The organism is Streptomyces tateyamensis, from assembly GCF_003205575.1.
Lineage (GTDB): Bacteria > Actinomycetota > Actinomycetes > Streptomycetales > Streptomycetaceae > Kitasatospora > Kitasatospora tateyamensis.
Genome location: NZ_PYBW01000014.1, coordinates 32467 through 51202, shown reverse-complemented (window position 1 = coordinate 51202; position 18736 = coordinate 32467). Strand labels below are relative to the sequence as shown.

17 protein-coding genes are annotated in these 18736 nt (G+C 75.8%); 10 read left to right on the top strand and 7 right to left on the bottom strand.

Features of this window, described 5'->3' with window-relative positions; genetic code table 11:
* Window positions 1-5: 5 nt before the first annotated feature.
* Window positions 6-725, bottom strand: a complete 720-nt coding sequence (locus tag C7C46_RS04640; protein WP_245984162.1) for a helix-turn-helix transcriptional regulator — start codon at window positions 723-725, stop codon at window positions 6-8.
* The gene (locus C7C46_RS04635) at window positions 722-1363 is read right to left on the bottom strand and encodes a helix-turn-helix transcriptional regulator (protein WP_110665987.1); all 642 of its coding nucleotides are present in this window, start codon (window positions 1361-1363) and stop codon (window positions 722-724) included. The genes C7C46_RS04640 and C7C46_RS04635 overlap by 4 nt, the downstream gene beginning before the upstream one ends.
* Window positions 1364-1682: 319 nt before the next feature.
* Here C7C46_RS04635 and C7C46_RS04630 point away from each other — a divergent pair, with 319 nt between their 5' ends.
* From C7C46_RS04630 to C7C46_RS04615, 4 genes are all read left to right on the top strand, one after another.
* Window positions 1683-4571 carry a type 2 lanthipeptide synthetase LanM family protein gene (locus tag C7C46_RS04630; protein WP_181442197.1) on the top strand — a complete coding sequence of 963 codons (2889 nt, stop codon included), beginning with the start codon at window positions 1683-1685 and terminating at the stop codon, window positions 4569-4571.
* A gap of 81 nt (window positions 4572-4652) precedes the next feature.
* Window positions 4653-4862, top strand: coding sequence for a hypothetical protein (locus C7C46_RS04625; protein ID WP_110665964.1), 210 nt, complete (start codon window positions 4653-4655; stop codon window positions 4860-4862).
* 101 nt (window positions 4863-4963) lie between these two features.
* A complete protein-coding gene (locus C7C46_RS04620) occupies window positions 4964-7918 on the top strand; it encodes a helix-turn-helix transcriptional regulator (RefSeq protein ID WP_110665962.1) in 2955 nt (984 codons plus the stop codon).
* Between the two features lie 56 nt (window positions 7919-7974).
* Entirely contained in the window at window positions 7975-8697 is a 723-nt protein-coding gene (locus C7C46_RS04615; protein ID WP_110665960.1) for a ribonuclease H family protein, read from the top strand.
* Window positions 8698-8738: 41 nt separating this feature from the next.
* Here the strand turns inward: C7C46_RS04615 and C7C46_RS04610 are convergent, their stop codons facing one another.
* From C7C46_RS04610 to C7C46_RS34800, 5 genes are all read right to left on the bottom strand, one after another.
* Window positions 8739-10031: a sensor histidine kinase gene (locus tag C7C46_RS04610; protein ID WP_245984160.1), complete on the bottom strand. Its 1293-nt coding sequence runs from the start codon at window positions 10029-10031 to the stop codon at window positions 8739-8741.
* Window positions 10028-10840, bottom strand: coding sequence for a response regulator transcription factor (locus C7C46_RS04605; protein ID WP_110665958.1), 813 nt, complete (start codon window positions 10838-10840; stop codon window positions 10028-10030). Before C7C46_RS04605 ends, C7C46_RS04610 begins: the two co-directional genes overlap by 4 nt.
* Entirely contained in the window at window positions 10837-11742 is a 906-nt protein-coding gene (locus C7C46_RS34805) for a hypothetical protein (RefSeq protein WP_181442196.1), read from the bottom strand. The genes C7C46_RS04605 and C7C46_RS34805 overlap by 4 nt, the downstream gene beginning before the upstream one ends.
* Window positions 11743-11859: 117 nt before the next feature.
* Complete coding sequence (locus tag C7C46_RS04590) at window positions 11860-12465, bottom strand: class F sortase (protein ID WP_181442195.1); 606 nt, start codon at window positions 12463-12465, stop codon at window positions 11860-11862.
* Between the two features lie 76 nt (window positions 12466-12541).
* Window positions 12542-12976, bottom strand: coding sequence for a Tat pathway signal sequence domain protein (locus tag C7C46_RS34800; protein WP_181442194.1), 435 nt, complete (start codon window positions 12974-12976; stop codon window positions 12542-12544).
* A gap of 184 nt (window positions 12977-13160) precedes the next feature.
* Here C7C46_RS34800 and C7C46_RS04585 point away from each other — a divergent pair, with 184 nt between their 5' ends.
* The 6 genes from C7C46_RS04585 (at window position 13161) to C7C46_RS04560 (ending at window position 18695) form a co-directional block, all read left to right on the top strand.
* Window positions 13161-13883 carry an aspartate/glutamate racemase family protein gene (locus C7C46_RS04585; RefSeq protein WP_110665952.1) on the top strand — a complete coding sequence of 241 codons (723 nt, stop codon included), beginning with the start codon at window positions 13161-13163 and terminating at the stop codon, window positions 13881-13883.
* Window positions 13884-14185: 302 nt separating this feature from the next.
* Window positions 14186-15787, top strand: a complete 1602-nt coding sequence (locus C7C46_RS04580) for a sensor histidine kinase (protein ID WP_245984159.1) — start codon at window positions 14186-14188, stop codon at window positions 15785-15787.
* On the top strand, window positions 15787-16194 hold the full coding sequence (locus C7C46_RS04575; RefSeq protein ID WP_110665951.1) for a roadblock/LC7 domain-containing protein: 408 nt from the start codon (window positions 15787-15789) through the stop codon (window positions 16192-16194). The genes C7C46_RS04580 and C7C46_RS04575 overlap by 1 nt, the downstream gene beginning before the upstream one ends.
* Entirely contained in the window at window positions 16191-16571 is a 381-nt protein-coding gene (locus tag C7C46_RS04570; protein ID WP_110665949.1) for a DUF742 domain-containing protein, read from the top strand. Before C7C46_RS04575 ends, C7C46_RS04570 begins: the two co-directional genes overlap by 4 nt.
* Window positions 16552-17220 carry a GTP-binding protein gene (locus C7C46_RS04565; RefSeq protein ID WP_110665948.1) on the top strand — a complete coding sequence of 223 codons (669 nt, stop codon included), beginning with the start codon at window positions 16552-16554 and terminating at the stop codon, window positions 17218-17220. The genes C7C46_RS04570 and C7C46_RS04565 overlap by 20 nt, the downstream gene beginning before the upstream one ends.
* Window positions 17217-18695: a cytochrome P450 gene (locus C7C46_RS04560; protein WP_181442193.1), complete on the top strand. Its 1479-nt coding sequence runs from the start codon at window positions 17217-17219 to the stop codon at window positions 18693-18695. The genes C7C46_RS04565 and C7C46_RS04560 overlap by 4 nt, the downstream gene beginning before the upstream one ends.
* Window positions 18696-18736 lie beyond the last annotated feature (41 nt).

Genomic DNA, 18736 nt, shown 5'->3' with positions numbered 1-18736 from the left:
ACGGCTCAGACCAGTCCGAGGCGGACCGCGCGGGCCACCGCGTGGGCGCGGTTGTTCACCCGCAGCCGGGCCATCAGCTCGTAGATCACGTTCTTCACCGTGTGCGGCGAGCAGTCCAGGGTGCGGGCGATGGCCGCGTTGTCGTGGCCGTCGGCGACCAGCGACAGCACCGCGGTCTGGCGGGCTGTCAGGGGGGACTTCTTCTCCGCCGCCCCGGCAGCGGGTGGCCCGGCGGCGGGCGGCTCGGTCCCTTTCCCGTTGATCAGCCGCACCAGCACCTCGTGCGGCAGCCGCACCAGCACCTCGTGCGGCAGTCGGTCCTCGCCGTGGTACGCGGCCCGGGCCGCGGCCGCCAGCCGGTCCGGGGTGGCCCGGCCCGAGGGCAGCAGCGTCCCGGTGCCGGCCCGCAGGGCGCGCACCACCTCGGCAGTGGGGAACCGGTCGGCCACCACCACCAGCGGGTACCCGCCGGGCGCGGTGGGCGGGCAGGCCTCCAGCGCCCCGTCGACGGTGTCGGCGGCGGCCCCCACGACGGCGCCCGGCGCCCACTCGGCGGCGGGTTCGGCCCCGCCCGCCACGACCCGGGCGGCGAGCCGGCCGCGCACCGCCGGGTCGGCCGCCCGCACGTGCACCCGCAGCGCGTGCGGCGGGGCGCTCGGGCGGACCGCCGGCGCCGGGGCGGGGGCCGGGCCGGCGGTGCGGACCCCGACCTGCACGGTGCTCACAGCAGGCCTCCGCGCATGGCGTAGGCCACCGCGTGGGCGCGGTTGCGCAGCCGGTAGCGCTGGGTGATGTCACGCACCACGGCGGTCACCGTCCGTACCGAGTAGCAGAGTTCCTCGGCGATCTCGCTGGTCTCCCGGCCCTCCGCGACCAGGCGCAGCACCGCCGCCTCCCGCGCGGTCAGGCCGGGTCCGGCCCAGGCGCGGGGCGCGGCGGGGCCGAACCGCCCGCTCGGTTCGCCGGGCAGCCCCAGCGGGTCCGCGAGCAGCAGGCCCAGCAGGTCGGTGGGCAGGGTGCAGTCGCCGTCGGCGGCGGTGGTGACGGTGCGCACCAACCGGTCCGCGCTGGCCTCGCGGCGGCGCAGCAGCCCGCGGGCCCCCAGCGCGATCGCCCGGCGCGCCTCGTCCGGCGCCAGTTCGGTCGCCACCAGCACCACCTCCGGCCCGTACGCGGCACTGCGGGTGGTGCGCACCAGCTCCAGCACCTGGCCGTCCACCCGGTCGGCGACCACCACGGCCACCTTGGCCGGCTCGTGCGGCAGCACCATGGTGATCTCGGGGCTGCCGTACAGACTGCTCTTCGCACCGGCGTCCAGCACGGGGTCCAGTGCCAGGACGCTGACGGACAACGGGTTATCCAACGGGCGCTCCTCGGTCGCGACGGGCCCAACTCCCCCACTGCGCAGCATGCTGGCAGCCCCGCCGAGCCGCGCGCGTGGGTGCGGGCCCCGCAATTTCCGGGGGGTCCGCACCCACCATTCCGGGGGTTCCGGGTTGACCTGGGGCGTTCCGTGTTCCGACGGTTCGTCGGCGCGGGGGAGCGGCGCCCCCGCGCCCGGCCCCGGGCGCCCCTTGCCGAGGACACGTCACCACGGGGCCCGGGCGGACGGGACACCCTGCCCCGACTACCCCCGGCGCCGACCCTTGCGGGGTTGCCCGGGTGCTGCCAGGCTCGGGGGCATGACCGGGACGCACTTGGCGACACCGCCCGGAACCACTGGAATCGCCTGGTGGCAGGGCGGTCTGACGGAGCAGCAGATCGGCCGGGAAGCTGGGCCCGACTGGGCCCGCTTCACCACGCAGGCCGTCGCCGCCGCGCCCGTCACGCCCCTGGCATCCGTGGCGGGGCTGTCCGGGAGTGCCGGGTTCGCCCGGATCCTGGCCCCGTTCACCGATGCGGCCGTATTGCGACTGACGAGCCGTCAGCAGCCGTCGCCCGCGCTGCTGGCCGGCTTCGCCGAGCGGCTCGCCGCCCGACTGGTCCGCCTCGCCGCCCGCACCCTGGTCCTGGAACTGCACGTGAGCCGGGTGAACGGCCGGCTGGCCGGCGCCACCCCCGCCGACCGGTTCGCCGACTTCGTCCGGCAGACCGCCACTCCGGACGGCCTGACCCGGCTGTTCGCCGAATACCCCGTGCTGGCCCGCCTGCTGGCCCAGGCCTGCCTGCACGCGGAGGGCGCCACCGCCGAACTGCTGGAGCGCCTGGCCGCGGACCGCGACCTGCTGGTGGAGCACCTGTGGGCCGGCGCGGACCCGGGCCCGCTGGTCGCCCTGGAACCGGCCGGGGGCGACGGCCACCGCCACGGCCGCGCGGTGGCCGTGCTGCGCTTCGCCTCGGGCGCCCGCGCCGTGTACAAGCCGCGCCCGGTCCACGCGCACCTGCACTTCAACGAGTTGGCCCACTGGTACAACGCCCGGCTGGGCGAGGCCGCCGTGCCCACCGTCACGGTGCTGGCCCGCCCCGGGTACGGCTGGGTCGAGCACGTCAGCCCCGAGCCGTGCGGCTCGCGCCGCCAACTGGCCCGGTTCTACCGCCGCCAGGGCGCGCTGCTGGCCCTGCTGCACGCCGTCGACGGGACCGACGTCCACCACGAGAACCTGATCGCCCGCGCCGACCGGCCGGTCCTGGTCGACGTGGAGACGCTGTTCCACCCGGCCGCCACCGCCTTCGCCCCGCCCGCCGCCGGTCCGCCCGACCCCGCCGCCGAGGCGCTGGCCCGCTCGGTGCGCCGCACCGGCCTGCTGCCCCACCTGCGCCTGGGCGAGCGCGAGGGGTGGGACGAGTCGGGCCTGGGCGGCGACAAGGGCGTCCTGCTGCCGGTCGACGCGGTGGAGTTCGAGGGCTCCGGCACCGACACGATGCGGCTGGTCAGGCGGCCCCGGACGGCCGCCGGGGCGGCCAACCGGCCCACCCTGGACGGGCGGGACGCCGACCCGGCGGCCTTCACCGAGGAACTGCTGGCCGGCTTCCGCGCCGGGTACCGGGCGATCGCGGCCGGGGCGGCGGAGCTGGCCGGCCCGCACGGCCCGCTGCACCGGTTCGCCGCCGACGAGGTGCGGGTGGTGGTCCGGGCCTCGCGCAGCTACGCGCGGCTGCTGGACGAGTCGACCCACCCCGACGTGCTGCGCGCCGCCGGGGACCGGGACCGCCTGCTGGGCCTGCTGCGCGAGGAAGGCGCCGCGCCCGGTGGTTCGGCCCGCCTGACGGCCGACGAGGTGGCCCAGCTCTGGTGCGGCGACATCCCGCTGTTCACCACCCGGCCGGACTCGGCGGACCTGTGGGGCAGTCAGAGCGGGCCGCTGCCGGGGCTGTTGGGCGAACCAGGCCTGGACCGCGCGATGGCCCGGGTGACGGCGATGGACGAGGAGCAGCTCCACGAGCAGGAGTGGGTGGTCCGGGCCGCGCTGGCCACCCGGGTGGTGGGGCTGGGGAGTGCCGGGCGGCCCGGTCCGGCCGGCTCGCCCGGTTCGTCCCGTGCGCGGGCCGAACCGCTCTCGAGCGCGCAGGCGCTGGCCGCCGCCCGGCGGATCGGGGACCGGCTGCTCGCCTGGGCCCGGCACGGCCACGGCCGCGCCAACTGGCTCGGGCTGGAGCTGATCGACCAGCGCTACTGGCAGCTCGGCCCGCTCGGGGCCGGGCTGGCCGACGGGTACCTGGGGACCGCCCTGTTCCTGGCCCAGCTGAGCCGGATCAGCGGCGACGCGCGCTACGCGGACACCGCCCGCCGGGCGCTGGCCCCCGTGCCCGCCCTGCTGGCCGGCCTGGCCGCGCAGCCCGAGCAGCTCGGGTACGTCGGCACCGGGGCGTTCACCGGCCTGGGCGGGATCGCCTACGCGCTGAGCCACCTCGCCGTCGAACTGGCCGACCCCGCCCTCGCCGACCTGGTCGAGCCCGCGGTGGCGCTGGCCGCCGCCGCGGTGGCCGCCGACCAGGACACCACCGTGCTCTCCGGGCTCGCCGGGGGCCTGGCCGCGCTGCTGGCCGTCCACCGGGCCACCGGTTCCGCCGCCGCCCGGCACGCCGCCCGGGCCTGCGCCGAGCGGCTGCTCCAGGCGCCGGCCGCCGCCGCGCCCGGCTTCGCGCACGGGCGGGCCGGTACGGGGTGGGCACTGCTGGCCTTCGCCGCCCAGGGCGGTGGCGGGGACTTCGAGCGGGCGGGGCTGGCTGCCCTGCGCTCGGTCCCGCCCGGCGACGGTGACGCCTCCTGGTGCCGGGGCGCGGCGGGCACCGCGCTCGCTCTCTCCGACAGCCCCGCAGCACTGGCCGATCCGCCGCTGGCCCGGTACCTGGAGCGCGCCGTCGCCGCCCTCGCGACCGCCGACCCGCTGCCCGACCACAGCCTGTGCCACGGCGAGTTCGGCGTCCTCGAACTGCGCTCAGCCACAGGTCGACCGGGCCTGCCCGACCCCACCGCGGCAGGGTCCGCGCCGCGCTGCGGCACCCCGGGTGCGGTCAGCAGTCCGGGCCTGCTGACCGGGCTGGCCGGGATCGGCCACGGCCTGCTGCGCCTGGGCTTCCCCGACCGCGTCCCCGCCGTCCTGCTGCTGCGCCCGCCACTGGCCGACTGACCGCCCGACCCACCGCTGACTTGTCGTCAGCACCACGACCCCGCTCCGCCGGCCCCCTTCCCCACCTCCAGGAGACCCCACATGGACACCATCGACCCGAGCCGCACCCCGAAGAACCCGACCAGCCGTCAGTCAGCCGCCGCGGACCACCCCTGCGGCCCGATCATCCTGAGCGGCAGCGCCGGCCTCGGCCGCCGTAGCGCCCTGCTGTCCGGCGTGGTGGTCGGCGCGCTCACCGACGCGTACGACAACAGCACGATCATCCCCACGCTCACCCTCACCTGCGGCTAGGACCTGGCCCGGATCAGGGTGTTCTGCGGCTCCGGGCGGGTGGCCCGGGGCCGCCCCGTCGGCCTCTGTCAAGTCGACAAACCGTCAAGTAGCCTGCGGACATGCGAACCCCTTCGCCGATCGTGGTCGGCCGCGCGACCGAGCTCGCGCTGCTGGACGCCGCGTTGGCCGCCACCGCGGTGCGGCGTGGCGGGGTGGTCTTCCTGGTCGGCGAACCGGGCATCGGCAAGTCCCGGCTGGCCGCCGAGTGCGCGCACCGGGCGCACGGGCGCGACCTGGCGGTGCTGACCGGCCGGTCGGCGGTGGACGGGGCGGGCCGCCCGTTCGGTCCGTTGCGGGAGGCGCTGGCCTCCCGGTTCCGCCGCACCGGTCCGCCCACCGACCCGGCGCTGCTGCCGTACCGTCCGCTGCTCGCCCGGCTGGTCCCCGAGTGGCGCACCGCCGACACCCCCGTCGCCGTCCCCGGCGGTGAACTCGAGCTCGGCGAGGCCCTGTTACGCCTGCTCGCACAACTGGGCCGCCCGCACGGCTGTCTGCTGGTGCTGGAGGACCTGCACGACGCGGACCCCGAGACGGTGGCGGTGGTCGAGTACCTGGTGGACAACCTCGCCGAGCTGCCGGTGCTGCTGGTGGCCACGCTGCGCCCCGATCCCGGCCCCGCCCGCGAGATGGTCCGCGCCGCCGAGCGCCGCCGCTGCGCCGCGGTGGCCGAGCTGCGCCCGCTGGCACCGGCCGAGGTCCGCCGCCTGATCGCCGGCTGCCTGGACACGCCGGCCGGCCAGGTTCCCGAGGCGGTGGCGGAGCAGCTGACCGCCGACGCGGACGGCAACCCCTACCTGGTCGAGGAGTTGCTCGGCGCGCTGGTCGGCGCGGGCGCGCTGCGCCGCTCGGCCCACGGGTGGCAGGTGTTCGGCGAACTCGGCACCGTGCCGACCGCCTCGCTGCCCGCCTCGATCGTGCGCAGCTACGGTCGGCGGATCGCCGCCCTGGACCCCCGGCTGCGCGAACTGCTGCTGGTGGCGGCCTGCCTGGGGCCGCGGTTCGCGATGGACACCGTGCAGTTGGTCACCGGCTTCACCGAACGCCGGATGTTCGACCTGCTGCGCGCGGCCGCCGAGGCGAGCTTCCTGCTCCCCGACCCGGGCGCGCCGGGCTGGTACGCGTTCCGGCACGCGCTGACCGCCGAGGCGCTGCTGGCCACCCTTCCGCCGCTGGAGCGGGTGGTGGTCGCCCGGCACGCCGCCGCCGAGTTGGAACGGGCCGACCCCGCGCTGCCGGGGGAGCGCTGTCGGCTGGCCGCCGACCTGCTGCTGCTGGCCGAGGACCGGCCCGGCGCCGCCCGGCACTTCGCCGAGGCCGGCCGGCGGGCGCTGGCCGCCGGCGCCGTCGCCTCCGCGGTGGCGCTGCTCCAGCGGGCCCACCAACTGGCCGCCGAGCCCGACCGGGTGGTGGTCGGCTGCGCGCTGGTGGAGGCGCTCGCCGAGGCCGGCCGGCTCGACCAGGCACTCGCCCTGGCAGCAACCGTGGCCCAGGACGCTGACGTCGACCGCCTGGTGGCCGTGCACACCCGGCTGGCCTGGGCGGCGGTCACCGCCGAGCGCACCCAGGAGGCGGCGAGCCAGGCCGCCGCGGTGCGGGAGCTGCTCGGCGACCGCGCCACGCCCGAGCAGCGCGCCGCGCTGGCGGTGGTGGAGGCGGAGCTGGCGCTGCTGCCCGGCCCGGGGGAGCGGTCGGAGCGGTTGGCCGAGTCCGAGCGGCTGGCCCGGCTGGCGGTCGAGACGGCGCAGCGGATCCCGCTGCCGGTGGTGGCCTGCCAGGCGCTGCAACTGCTCGCGGTGCTGGCCCGCGACCGCGACTTCGACGAGGCCGACGCCCACCTGGAGCGGATGCTCGCCATCGCCGAGCAGCACGACCTGCCGAGCTGGCGGGTGGAGGCACTGCAGCGGCTCGGGGTCAACGCCTCGATGCGCACGGGCACCCCCGAACTGCTGGAACACGCCCGCCAGGCCGCGCTGCGGATCGGCGCCGTGGTGCTCACCCAGAACACCGACGCCGTGCTGGCGATGAACGCGGTGCTGTGCGCCCAGTGGGCCACCGCACGGGAGACCGCCGACCGCGCGCTGGCCGCCACCGCGCGGCTGCGCAACCTGACGGCCCACCGGTACCTGCTGCTGACCGAGGCCACCCTGGCCGCGCACCAGGGCCGGCGCCGCGGGATGGAGCAGGCGCTGGCCGCCTTCGACCGCAGCGGCGGCGGCGACTACTACCTGGTGCCGCTGGTGCTCGGCCTGTGCCGGGCGTTCTGCGCGCTGCTGGAGGAGGACCGGGTGCGGGCGACGGCCGACCTGGCCGCGGCCCGGGCCTGGGAGGACGAGCACCCGAGCGTCTACCACCTGACGGGCCGATACGGGCTGCACCCGCTGCTCGCGGTGCTGGCCGACACCCCCCGGTCGGCCGGCGCCGGGGCCGACAGCTCCAGGGCGGTGATCCCGGACGGCCCGGCCACCGTGCTCGCCTGGAACCGCCAGTTCCTGCTGCTCGCCCAGGCCGCCCAGCTCGGCCGGGACGGGCGCACCGAGGCTGCCACCCGCGCGGTCCGGGCGGCCCAGGAGGTCGGCGAGCCGTTCCCGACGGCCCGTCACCTGGGCATGCGGCTGATCGGCGAGGCGGCGCTGCGCGACGGCTGGGGCGAGCCGCTGCGCTGGCTGCGCGCGGCCGAGGAGCACTTCCACGCCCAGGGCGTCGGCGCGGTGGCCCGCGCCTGCCGCACCCTGCTCCGCCAGGCGGGCGCCAGCGTCTCCCAGCACCGCGACGGCCGCAACCGGATCCCGTCCCAGCTCCGGTCCCAGGGCGTCACCCTGCGCGAGTTCGAGGTCTTCGGGCTGCTCCCGGAGGCGCCCACCAACCAGTCCATCGCCGACCGCCTGGCGATCTCCCCCCGCACGGTCGAGAAGCACGTCGCCAGCCTGCTGGCCAAGACCGCCAGCCCCGACCGGGCCACCCTGTGCAACCTGGCCGCCGGCCTGCTGGCCCAGGACCCGCCGGAGCCGGCCTGACGGCTTCGGCACCCCTCTGGTGGGGGTCGAGCCTCCTCGGCTGGCATGATCGGAGCATGGTCGAACGAGTCATCGCCGCATGTGACGGAGCAGCCAAGGGCAACCCCGGGCCGGCGGGCTGGGCGTACGTGGTCGCCGACAGCGCCGCGGTACCGCAGCGGTGGGCCTCCGGCGCGCTCGGGCACAGCACCAACAACATCGGCGAGCTGACCGCCCTCGAGCAGTTGCTCGCCTCCACCGACCCCGGCGTGCCGCTGGAGGTGCGGCTGGACAGCACGTACACCCGTGACGCGGTCACCAAGTGGCTGGCCGGGTGGAAGCGCAACGGGTGGAAGACCGCCGCGGGCAAGCCGGTCGCCAACCAGGAGCTGATCCAGCGCATCGACGTGCTGCTGGACGGGCGGGACGTCACCTTCGTCTACGTCGCCGCGCACCAGGTGGACGGCGACCCGCTGAACGCCATCGCGGACAAGGCCGCCAGCGACGCCGCCCGCACCCAGCAGGGCGCCGCCGGCACCGCGGCCGACCTCCCCGAGCCCGACCCCACGACCGCCGCCACGGCCAAGCCGCGCCGCCCGGCCAAGAGCCCCGGCAGGAGCGCGAGCACGAGCGCGAGCGCGGGTACGAGCGCGGGTACGAGCACGAGCAGGACCACCGGCCGCACCCTCGCCGCCCGCTTTCCGGGCAGTTGCCCCTGCGGCCGTTCCTACCCCAAGGGCGCGACCATCACCAAGGTCGGCGCCGGCTGGGGCCACCCGGAGTGCGCCGCCGCCCACTGACAGGGCTTCACCTGCGGGGCCGGGCGGAAGCTGACGGATCATCAGCTGTCGGCGGAAGGGCCCTCACCGGCGGGCGGCAGTCGCAGTTCGGCGACCGCGCCGCCCGCCGGGTCGTTGCGCAGCACCAGTTCGACGCCGATCGCCGCCGCGTGCCCCTGCGCGATGGTGAGCCCCAGCCCGTGGCCGTGGCCCCGTTCGCGCGCGCCGGTGCGGAAGCGCTGCGGCCCCTCGCTCAGCACCTCCGGCGGGTAGCCCGGACCGTGGTCGCGCACCGTCACGGTGCTGCCCGCCACCGTCACCCGCACCGGCTGGGCGCCGTGGCGCAGCGCGTTGGCCACCAGGTTGGCCAGCACCCGGTCGAGGCGGCGCGGGTCGGTGGTGACCTTCGCGTCCGCCGCCAGCCGCAGTTCGACGCCGGGTCCGGCCGTGCGCACGATGCCGCCGACGAGCGCGCCGAGCGGCACCACCGCCAGCTCGGGAGTCTCGGCGCCCGCGTCCAGCCGCGAGACCTCCAGCAGGTCCTCGGTCAGCCGGCAGAGCAACCGGACCCGGTTCTGCACCAGTTCGGTGGGTCGGCCCTCCGGCAGCAGCTCGGCCGCGGTGAGCAGGCCGGTCAGCGGGGTGCGCAGCTCGTGCGCGACATCGGCGGTGAAGCGCTGCTCGTTGGCCAGCTTGGTGCGCAGCACGGCGGACATCGAGTCGACGGCGGCGGCCAGTTCGGCCACCTCGTCGCGCGGGCGGCCGAGCGGGCCGATCCGCGCGTCCAGGTCGCCGCCGGCGATGGTGCGGGCGATCCCGGCCGCGGTGCGCAGCCGGCCGCTGATCCGGTGCGCGGCGAAGGTGCCGGCCAGCACGGTGACCAGCACCGAGAGCAGACCGGAGACCAGGATGGTGCGGTCCAGCTGGGTGATCGCGTGCTGGTGCTCGGAGTAGTCCAGCCAGACCGCGAACAGGCGGCCGTGCCCGTCGCCGGCCGCCGCCCACATCACCGTGCCGGGCTGCGCCGCGGGGCCCGGCGCGAGCATCGAACCCCGGTGGCCCTGCGCGGCGAGGCGAAGCAGGGCGGGCGGCAGCGGCGGGGGTGGCGGGCCGGCAGTGGTGCCGCCAGGAGGGGAGGCCAGGGTCCAGGTCCGGGCGCGGGCGTCCCAGGCCGGGGAGAGGCTCCCCGTCCGGTTGTAGGTGTCGAGTTGGATGTCGAGGGCGGTGGTCGCGGCGCTGCGAGCCTGGGCAACGTGCTGGCCCACCTCGGCCCGGTGCACCAGCAGTCCCAGGGTCAGCGCGAGCAGCAGCGAGACCACGGCCACCGTCGCGGCGATCTGGCGGAGCAGGTTCACCGGGCGGCGTCCGGGCGGGTCCGGCGCAGCTTGTAGCCGAAGCCGCGCACGGTCTCGATCCGGTCCGCGCCGATCTTGGCGCGCAGGCGCTGCACGTGCACGTCCACCACCCGGGTGTCGGCACCCCAGGAGTAGTCCCAGACCCGTTCCAGCAGGGTCTGACGCTCCAGCAGGATGCCTGGCACCGCGGTGAACTCCAGTAGCAGCCGCAGCTCGGTCGGGGTGAGCAGCACCGGCAGGCCGTCGACCCGGACCTCCATCGCGTCGGTGTCGACCTCCAGGCCGGCCACCGCGCGCAGCGCACCGGCGGGCGGTTCCTCCGGGGCGGCGGGCGTGGTTGCGGCCCCCGCGCCGGCCCGCGATGTGGCGGCCGGTTCGGCCACCGGCCCGGCCACCCGTTCGGCCGGGCGCTGGGGCAGGCCGGTGCGGCGCAGCACCGTGCGGATCCGGGCCACCAGCACCGCGGTCTCGAACGGCTTGACCAGGTAGTCGTCCGCGCCCGCCTCCAGGCCCGAGACGACGTCGATCGGATCGGTGCGCGCCGACATCATCAGGATCGGCAGCTGGCTCTCCTCGCGGATCCGGCGGCACAGGCCGACGCCGTCGAGCAGCGGGAGCATCACGTCGAGCAGCAGCAGGTCGGGCTGCTGGGCGCGGAAGCGCTCCAGGCCCTCCAGGCCGTCGGCGGCGGTGTCCACCGGGAAGCCGTAGCGCTCCAGCGCCATCCGGGTGGCCTCGCGGATCACCTCGTCGTCCTCGACCAGCAGGATCCGCGGGGTGGCGTCCGGGGACACGGCGGGGGAGGTCATCGCGGCTGCTCCAGGACGTTCGGCGTGGCGGGGGCGCTCGGCCTGGCGGTGGCGCTCGGCGTGGCGGTGGCGTTCGGCACGGCTCGCGCAGTCGGCGCGACCGGTGCGTTCGGCGCCACGGGTGCGTTCGGCGTGCCCGTGGCGGCCGGCCGGGCGCTGGGCACCGGCAGGGGCGGCTTGGATGGGCCCGGCCTGGGACCCGAGCCCGGCTCCGGCCACCCCGGGGGCGGGACCGAGACCGCGGGCTGGCAGCCCGGCACGTCCGCGGCCGGCCCGGTCGCCTTGATCTCGCGCCCCTTGAAGGCCAACCGGGTGCCGTTCCAGACGTACGTGCTGTCGGTCTCGATCGCCGCACCGGTCGGCTCGTGCACCAGCAGGTCGGTCCCGACGGTGTCAGCGGTGAAACCGGCCTGCACGGCCACCGCCAGGACCGGCAGCAGATGGCCGTCCTGCAGCCGGTAGGCGTGCAGGACGGCCTGCTGCTCTCCCGTCAGCACCGCGGTGAGCAGCTCGTCATGACCGTCGCCGGTGAGGTCCCGGTACTGCGCGGGCAGCACCTGGCAGCCCTGGCACCCCGTCAGCGCGCGCTTCTCGTCCGGACGCCCCGTCACCTCCGGGTCCTCGGCCAGCACGTGCGCGGCGTCCCCGGCGGCGCGGATGTCCTCGCCGGACACCGTGACCCCGGGCAACGGGCTCGGCGCGGTCGGCTCGCCGGTCGGCGAGGCCTGCGGGGACGGCGTGACGGCCGCGGCCCGCCACACCGGCACCGGGCTCGGCGGCGCGGTCAGGCGCGGAGTCGTGCCGTCGTCCCGCAGCCCGCCGGCCGCGCCGCAGCCGGCCGTACCGAGCAGCCCCGCCACCGCCAGCACGGCGAGCACCGTCCGTCCGAGCCACAGCTTCACCGCGCCGTCCTCCTCTTTCCTCTTCCGCCGGTCTCCACCAGCCCGCCGGTCTCCACCAGCTACACGGGGTGATCCGCTCCCGCGGTTCCCGCAGGTCGGAAGCGGCGGAGGCGGGGTTCACCGGACCAGGTCGGCCAGCACGATGATGTTGTCCGTGTAGTGGCCGTCGGCGGCCAGCGAGCCGCCGCAGGTGATCAGGCGCAGCTCCGGGTCCGGGGTGTCGCCGTAGACCAGTTGGGTGGGGAACGCGTTCTTCGGCGCCCGCCGCAGCTCGCGGACCTGGTAGCCGACCGAGCTGCCGTCCGTGCGCCGGATCTCGATCCGGTCGCCGGGCGCCAGTTCCGGCAGCCGGCTGAAGACGGCCGGTCCCTTGTGGGTGTCCAGGTGGCCGAGCAGCACGGCCGGGCCGACCTGCCCGGGGGCCGGGCCGCCCCGGTACCAGTCCACCTGTGCGGGGCGGTCCAGCGGCGGGACCTCCACCGTGCCGTCCGCGTTCAGACCGCCGGCGCTGACCGGGGCGTCCACCCCGATCCGGGGAATAAGCAGCCGCTGCGGCGGCGGGACCGGCGCGGCTGCGGCCGGGTCCGGCGTGGTGGCCCCGGTCGCGGGCCCGGGCCCCGTGGTGCCGGCCTGGTGCCCTGGACCGTCGCCGGACGCAGCCGGGGTGGCCGCCGCGATGCCGAGCCCCACCGGCGGCGGCGACGAGGGGATCAACAGCAGCACGCCGAGCACCAGGGCAGCGGCGCCGCCCGTCGCGGCCGGCGCCCACCGGGGGCGCCGGCCGCGACGGTGGCCACGGTCAGCCGCGCGCACCGGCACCGTTCCGGCGGTGCCGCAGCACGGCGAACCCGAGACCGGCCACCCCGATGGCGGCCAGACCCGAACCGGCCAGCACGGTCCCGGTGGACGGGCCGGTGGCACCCTCACCGGTCTGCGCACCGCCCTTGGGCACCGCCTTCACCTGCGGGGTCGGGACACCGCTCGGCAGCACGCCGGGCCGGCCGGTCGGCATCGGCGCGGGGGTGGGTGCCGCGGACGGCGCCGCGGAGGGCACCGCGGACGGCGTGCGGGTCACCGCCGGAGCCGGCGCGCCCGGCGCCGCCGTCTGCGCCGGCCCGTCCGCGAAGGCGACGGCCGCGGGACCGGTCAGCGCGACCGCCACGGCGAACGGGACCACCGACAGCCGTACCGCGCGCCGCACGACACCCGAACCTGACGCGATGACACCTGACATGCGATTACCTCCAGGGATCCGCCGCCCCAACCACCTCGGCCGGGGTCGGCGCAGCCCACGCTAGGAACGCCTCCGCACGGTCACCGCTCAGCCGGGTAACACCCTGCGCCCGACCGTGTAACAGTCCGCCGCCACCGCGACACCTGACATGCTTGGCTCCTTTCACCTGACCGAGGGGTACGCGATGAAGACGATCGGGTTGATCGGCGGGATGAGCTGGGAGTCGACGGCCGAGTACTACCGGCTGTTGAACGAGTGCACGCGCGAGCGCCTCGGCGGACTCCACTCGGCCCGCTGCGTGCTCTACTCGGTGGACTTCGCCGAGATCGAGCAACTCCAGGTGCAGGGCCGCTGGGCGGAGGCCGGCGAGGTCCTGGCCGCCGCTGCCCAGGCACTGGAAGCAGCCGGCGCGGACATGGTGCTGATCTGCACCAACACCATGCACAAGGTCGCCGACCGCGTCGAGGCGGCGGTCTCCATCCCCCTCCTGCACCTTGCCGACGCCACCGCCGCTGCCGTCCGGACCTCGGGCCTGCACCGAGTCGGCCTGCTGGGCACCGCGTTCACCATGGAGCAGGAGTTCTATCGGGGCCGCCTCGAAGCCGCCGGACTCGACGTGCGCGTCCCGGACGCCGACGGGCGCAGGCTCGTGCACCAGGTGATCTACGAGGAACTCTGCCTGGGCATCGTGCGGCAGGAGTCACGAGCCGCGTACCAGCAGGTCATCGCAGACCTGGTCGCCACAGGCGCGGAAGGCATCATCCTGGGCTGCACCGAAATCGAACTCCTCATCGGCCCCGAGGACAGCCCTGTCCCGGTCTTCCCCACCGCCCGCCTCCACGCCGCAGCCGCCGTGCAGGCCGCACTGTCCGGACCGTCGGCGATCAGAGCGACGCACCGGATGTAGCCGTCCGGCGCATCCTTGCCCGGCACACCGCCGGGGGAGGAGAACCGGCGCGCTCGGCCCGCCCGTCCAGCCGGCGGGCATGGCTCAGTAGCGAGGTTAGCAGCTCTGACGACACGTCAAGTGATTTATGCACGAGGCATATTGATCTGCCACGTGCCGGGTGCACGGCCGCTAGGCTGCCTGGCGGGCCGAGTCGCAGTCAGCAGGTTCGGCCGATGCCACCGGGCTGCGCCCAGGCGCGTACCGGTGTCAACGGGGGAAGCTGACACGCCGTTACGCCCGCCCTGATCCCAAGGACCCCCATGGTTCGTGCTGACTCATCGCCCGGCGACGGATCCGTCCCGGCCGGCGTCTCCCGGACGCTCTGGATACTGCCCGCCGTGGTGGCCGCCCTCGCCTGGGCCGGCGCCGCGACCGCGGTACCGGGCGGTGGCAGGTGGCTGGTCGCGGAGTGCGGGGGTGTGGCCGCGGCCATGGCCGCGCTGCTCTGCGTCGAGGTCGCCCGGCGCGGCCGGCACCTTGCCGAACTGGGCAGGCGCGGACAGGCCGCTGAGCGGCTGCTGGCCGGCCGGATCTCCGCGCAGGAGCAGCAACTCCACCACCTCTCCGTGAAGTTGCTTCCCCAGGCCGTGGCCAGGGTGCAGCGCGGCGAGTCCGTGGAGGACATCCTGCAGGACAGTGCCATCGCCGTGAGCGGCGTCACGCCCGAGTTTGCTGCCGCCGCACAGGCCACCCTGCGCACGGTGTTGGAGGCGGTGGACGCCGAGGAGGCGCTGCGCGAGTCGGCGCAGCGGGCCTTCGTCAACATCGCCCGTCGGGTACAGGCCATCGTCCACCGGCAGGCGCAGGACCTGCGGGAGATGGAGGACCGGCACGGCGAGGACCCCGGCGTCTTCGACGACCTGCTGCGCCTGGACCACGGCAACGCGCTGGTCGGCCGCCTCGCCGACTCCATCGCGGTGCTGGGCGGCGCCCGCCCGGGCCGGCAGTGGGGCCGGTCGGTGCCGCTGTACAGCGTGCTGCGCGGCGCGATGTCGCGGATCCTGGACTACCAGAGGGTGGACCTGCACCCGGTGTCCGAGGTCGCCGTGCTGGGACCGACCGTCGAGCCGCTGATCCACGCGCTCGCGGAGCTGCTCGACAACGCCACCCGCTACTCGCCGCCGCACACCCGGGTGCACCTGACTGCGGCGGAGGTGCAGAGCGGCATCGCGGTGGAGATCGAGGACGGCGGCCTGAGCCTCAGCGAGGAGGGTCGGGCCCGGGCCGAGCGGATGTTGCGCGAGGCGCAGTCCGGGATCGACCTGAACGACCTGGGCGAGACACCGCGCCTGGGCCTGGCCGTGGTGGGCCGGCTGGCCCAGGCCAACGGGTTCCAGGTCTCGCTGCGCCCGTCGGCCTACGGCGGGGTACGAGCGGTGCTGATCGTCCCGCAGGAGAAGCTGACCAGCGTGCCCGGCACCGGGGTGGCGCACGGGATCGGCGCGGCCTCGGGTCCGCGGCGCGCGGGCGAGAACGGTAGGGCCCGGCGCAGCGCGATCCGCTCCTTCCCGTCGCCCTCGTTCCCGTCCTCGGAGCGCGGTCGGCACGCCGCAGCCGTACCGCCCCGGGTGGGGCAGGTGTCGCAGGTCCGGACAGATCCGGGCGGTTCGGGGTCCGCCGACCCGGCCGCTGACCTGCCGCAGCGCCGGCGTCGCACGCCGCAGGCCGCGGTCGGCCCCGAGCAGACGACCGCGGCGGAGCAGAGCATCCAGCCGGGACTGTGGTTGGCCGCGTTCCAGAGCGGCGTCAACGACCCACCGGCCCACGGTGCGGCGGACGCGGCCCAGGACGGGCGGCAGCCGCCCGCGCACGGCTTCGCCGGCGAGGGCCACAGCAGCGAACACGAGCGAGGTGCCGACTGATGATCTCTCAGCGAACGAACATGGACTGGTTGCTCCGCGACCTCGCCGAGAGCGTCCCGCAGACCCGGCACGTGATCGTGCTCTCCGCCGACGGGCTGCGGATGGCCCAGTACGGCACCGACACCGACACCGCCGACCGGTTGGCCGCCGCCTGCGCCGGCCTGCAGAGCCTGGCCCGCGCGGTGGCGGACGAACTGCCGCAGGGCGACGGCCGGATGCGGATGGTGGTGATCGAGATGGCCGGCGGATTCTTCTACCTGATGGCCGCCGGGGCCCGGGCCTACCTGGCCGTGCTCGCGGAGGACGGGGTCGACGCCGGCCTGATGGGCCAGCGGATGCGCGATCTGGTCGCCCGGATCGGCGAACACCTCACCACGCCGGTGCGCGTCGACGGGCCGGCTGGATGACCGACCAGCACCACGGCACACCGGCCGGCCCCGACCGGTGGGGCGAACAGACCCCGGAACGGCTCTACGTGATCACCGGAAGCCGGGCCGCCTCGCACGACCGCACCTCGATCGACCTGGTCTCGCTCGTCGTCGCCCGCGTCGGACCGGACCCGATGACCCCGCCCGAGCAGGCCGCGATCCTGCGGCTGTGCGAGACCCCGCTCTCGGTGGCGGAGATCTCGGCCTACCTGCGGCTGCCCGTGAGGGTCGTCACGCTGCTGCTCACGGACCTGCTCACCGACGGCAGCGTGCAGGTCCGCGGACCGGTCCCCGTCGCCGTCCTTCCCGACCGTGAACTGATCGAGGCAGTGATCCATGGACTACAGCGCCTATGAAGCCGGGGCCGTCGCAGCCGGCGACGACCGGGCCCCCACCGGTCCCCGCCGCGAGCACCTGCTGCCCCACACGGCCACCGCCGCGGTGAAGGCCGTGGTCGTGGGCGGTTTCGGGGTCGGCAAGACCACTTTCGTCGGCGCGGTCAGCGAGATCCGCCCGCTGACCACCGAGGAGACGATGACCCAGGCCGGGGTCGGCGTCGACGACCCCGGCGGGGTCCGCACCAAGACCGCCACGACCGTTGCCATGGACTTCGGCCGGATCAGCATCAACGAGCAGCTGGTGCTCTACCTCTTCGGCACGCCCGGCCAGGAGCGCTTCTGGTTCCTGTGGAACGGGCTGTTCGAGGGTGCGCTCGGTGCGGTGGTGCTGATCGACACCCGGCGGATCGAGGTCAGCTTCGACGTGCTGGGCCGGCTGGAGGAGCGCGCGGTGCCCTTCGTGGTCGCCGTCAACGCCTTCCCCGAGTCCCCGCACTACGACCTCGACGCCCTGCGCGCTTCGCTCGACCTGCCCGCGGCCGTCCCGATCGTCAGCTGCGACGCCCGCAGCCGCGAGTCCAGCCGCGATGTGCTGATCGCCCTCATGCACTACCTCCGCTCGCTCACCACCACCGCAGCCACCGCCACCGCACTGGAGCCTTCGTGACCCTCCACCCCGCCGACCGGTCCACCCCGCAGCCCGGCCCGGACGCGCCGACCGGCCGCTGCCCGGTCGCCGGACTCGACCTCGACGCCCTGCGCGGGCTGTTCGGCCCCGAGGCGGAGACCGACCCGATGGGCCTGTACGAGAAGCTGCGCACCGAACACGGCGCGGTGGCACCGGTCCTGATCGCCGAGGGCGTGCCGGCCTGGCTGGTGCTCGGACACCGCGAGAACCTGGACGTGGTGCGCACGCCGTCCCGCTTCTCCCGCGACCCGCGGCGCTGGCACGCCCTCCAGGACGGTCTGATCGGCCCCGAGCACCCGCTCACGCCGATCGTGGACTGGCAGCCCATCTGCGTGTTCGCCGAGGGCGCCGAGCACAAGCGGTTGCGCGGCGCCGTCACCGACAGCCTGGACCGGTTCGACCGCCGGGGCGTGCGGCGGCACATCACCCGGTTCGCGAACCAACTGGTCGACTCCTTCGGGCCCGGCGGCACGGCCGAGCTGGTGCACCAGTTCGCCGAGCCGCTGCCGATGCTGGTCCTGACCCAGCTGTTCGGGATGCCGGACGAGTTCGGGCCGCAGATCGTGGCGGCGGCGCGCGACATGATCCGCGGCACCGAGACGGCCGTGGCCAGCAACCAGTACGTCGTCCACACGCTCGCGCAGCTGCTGGAACGCAAGCGGCGCGACCCCGGCTCGGACTTCGCCTCCTGGCTGATGGCGCACCCCGCCGGGCTCGACGACGACGAACTCGTGCAGCACCTGCGGCTGATCCTGATCGCGGCCTTCGAGACCACGGCCAACCTGATCGCCAACACCCTGCGACTGACCCTCACCGACCGGCGATTCCGCGCCAGCCTGGCCGGCGGGCAGATGACGCTGCCCGACGCGCTGGAGCAAGTCCTCTGGGACGAGCCGCCGTTCACCACCGTCCCGGGTCGATTCGCCACCGGCCCGACCGAGTTGGGCGGCCAGCGGATCGCCAAGGGCGACATGCTGATCCTCGGCCTGGCCGCCGGGAACGTGGACCCCGCGGTGCGCCCCGACCCCGACGTCCCAGTCCACGGCAACCGGTCCCACCTGGCTTTCGGAGGCGGCCCCCACGAGTGCCCCGGCCAGGATCTGGCCCGCGCCATCGCGGATACCGGCATCGACACGCTGATGTCCCGCCTGCCCGACCTGCGGCTGGCCGTCGGGGAGGAGGAACTCTCGTGGCGATCCGCCCTGATGTCACGTCATCTCCTAGCGCTCCCGGTCGAGTTCACCGCGAGCCCGGTCGGCGGGTCCGACGCCGCGGAACCTGCCCCCACCTGGGTCGCCGGCCAGCGCGACGAGCACGAAGCGGATCCGGGCGCGGTGCGGCCGCGGCCGGCCGAGGCATCCGTGCCGCAGCCCGCCGCCCCGGTCGCGGTGGTCGCCCCGGCACCGCCGTCCCGGTGGCGCGCGTTCCTGGACCGGGTGCTGCGCCGGCGGTAGGCGTCGGCAGCCCGAGCGGCCGGCCGGTGGCTGATGCGGAA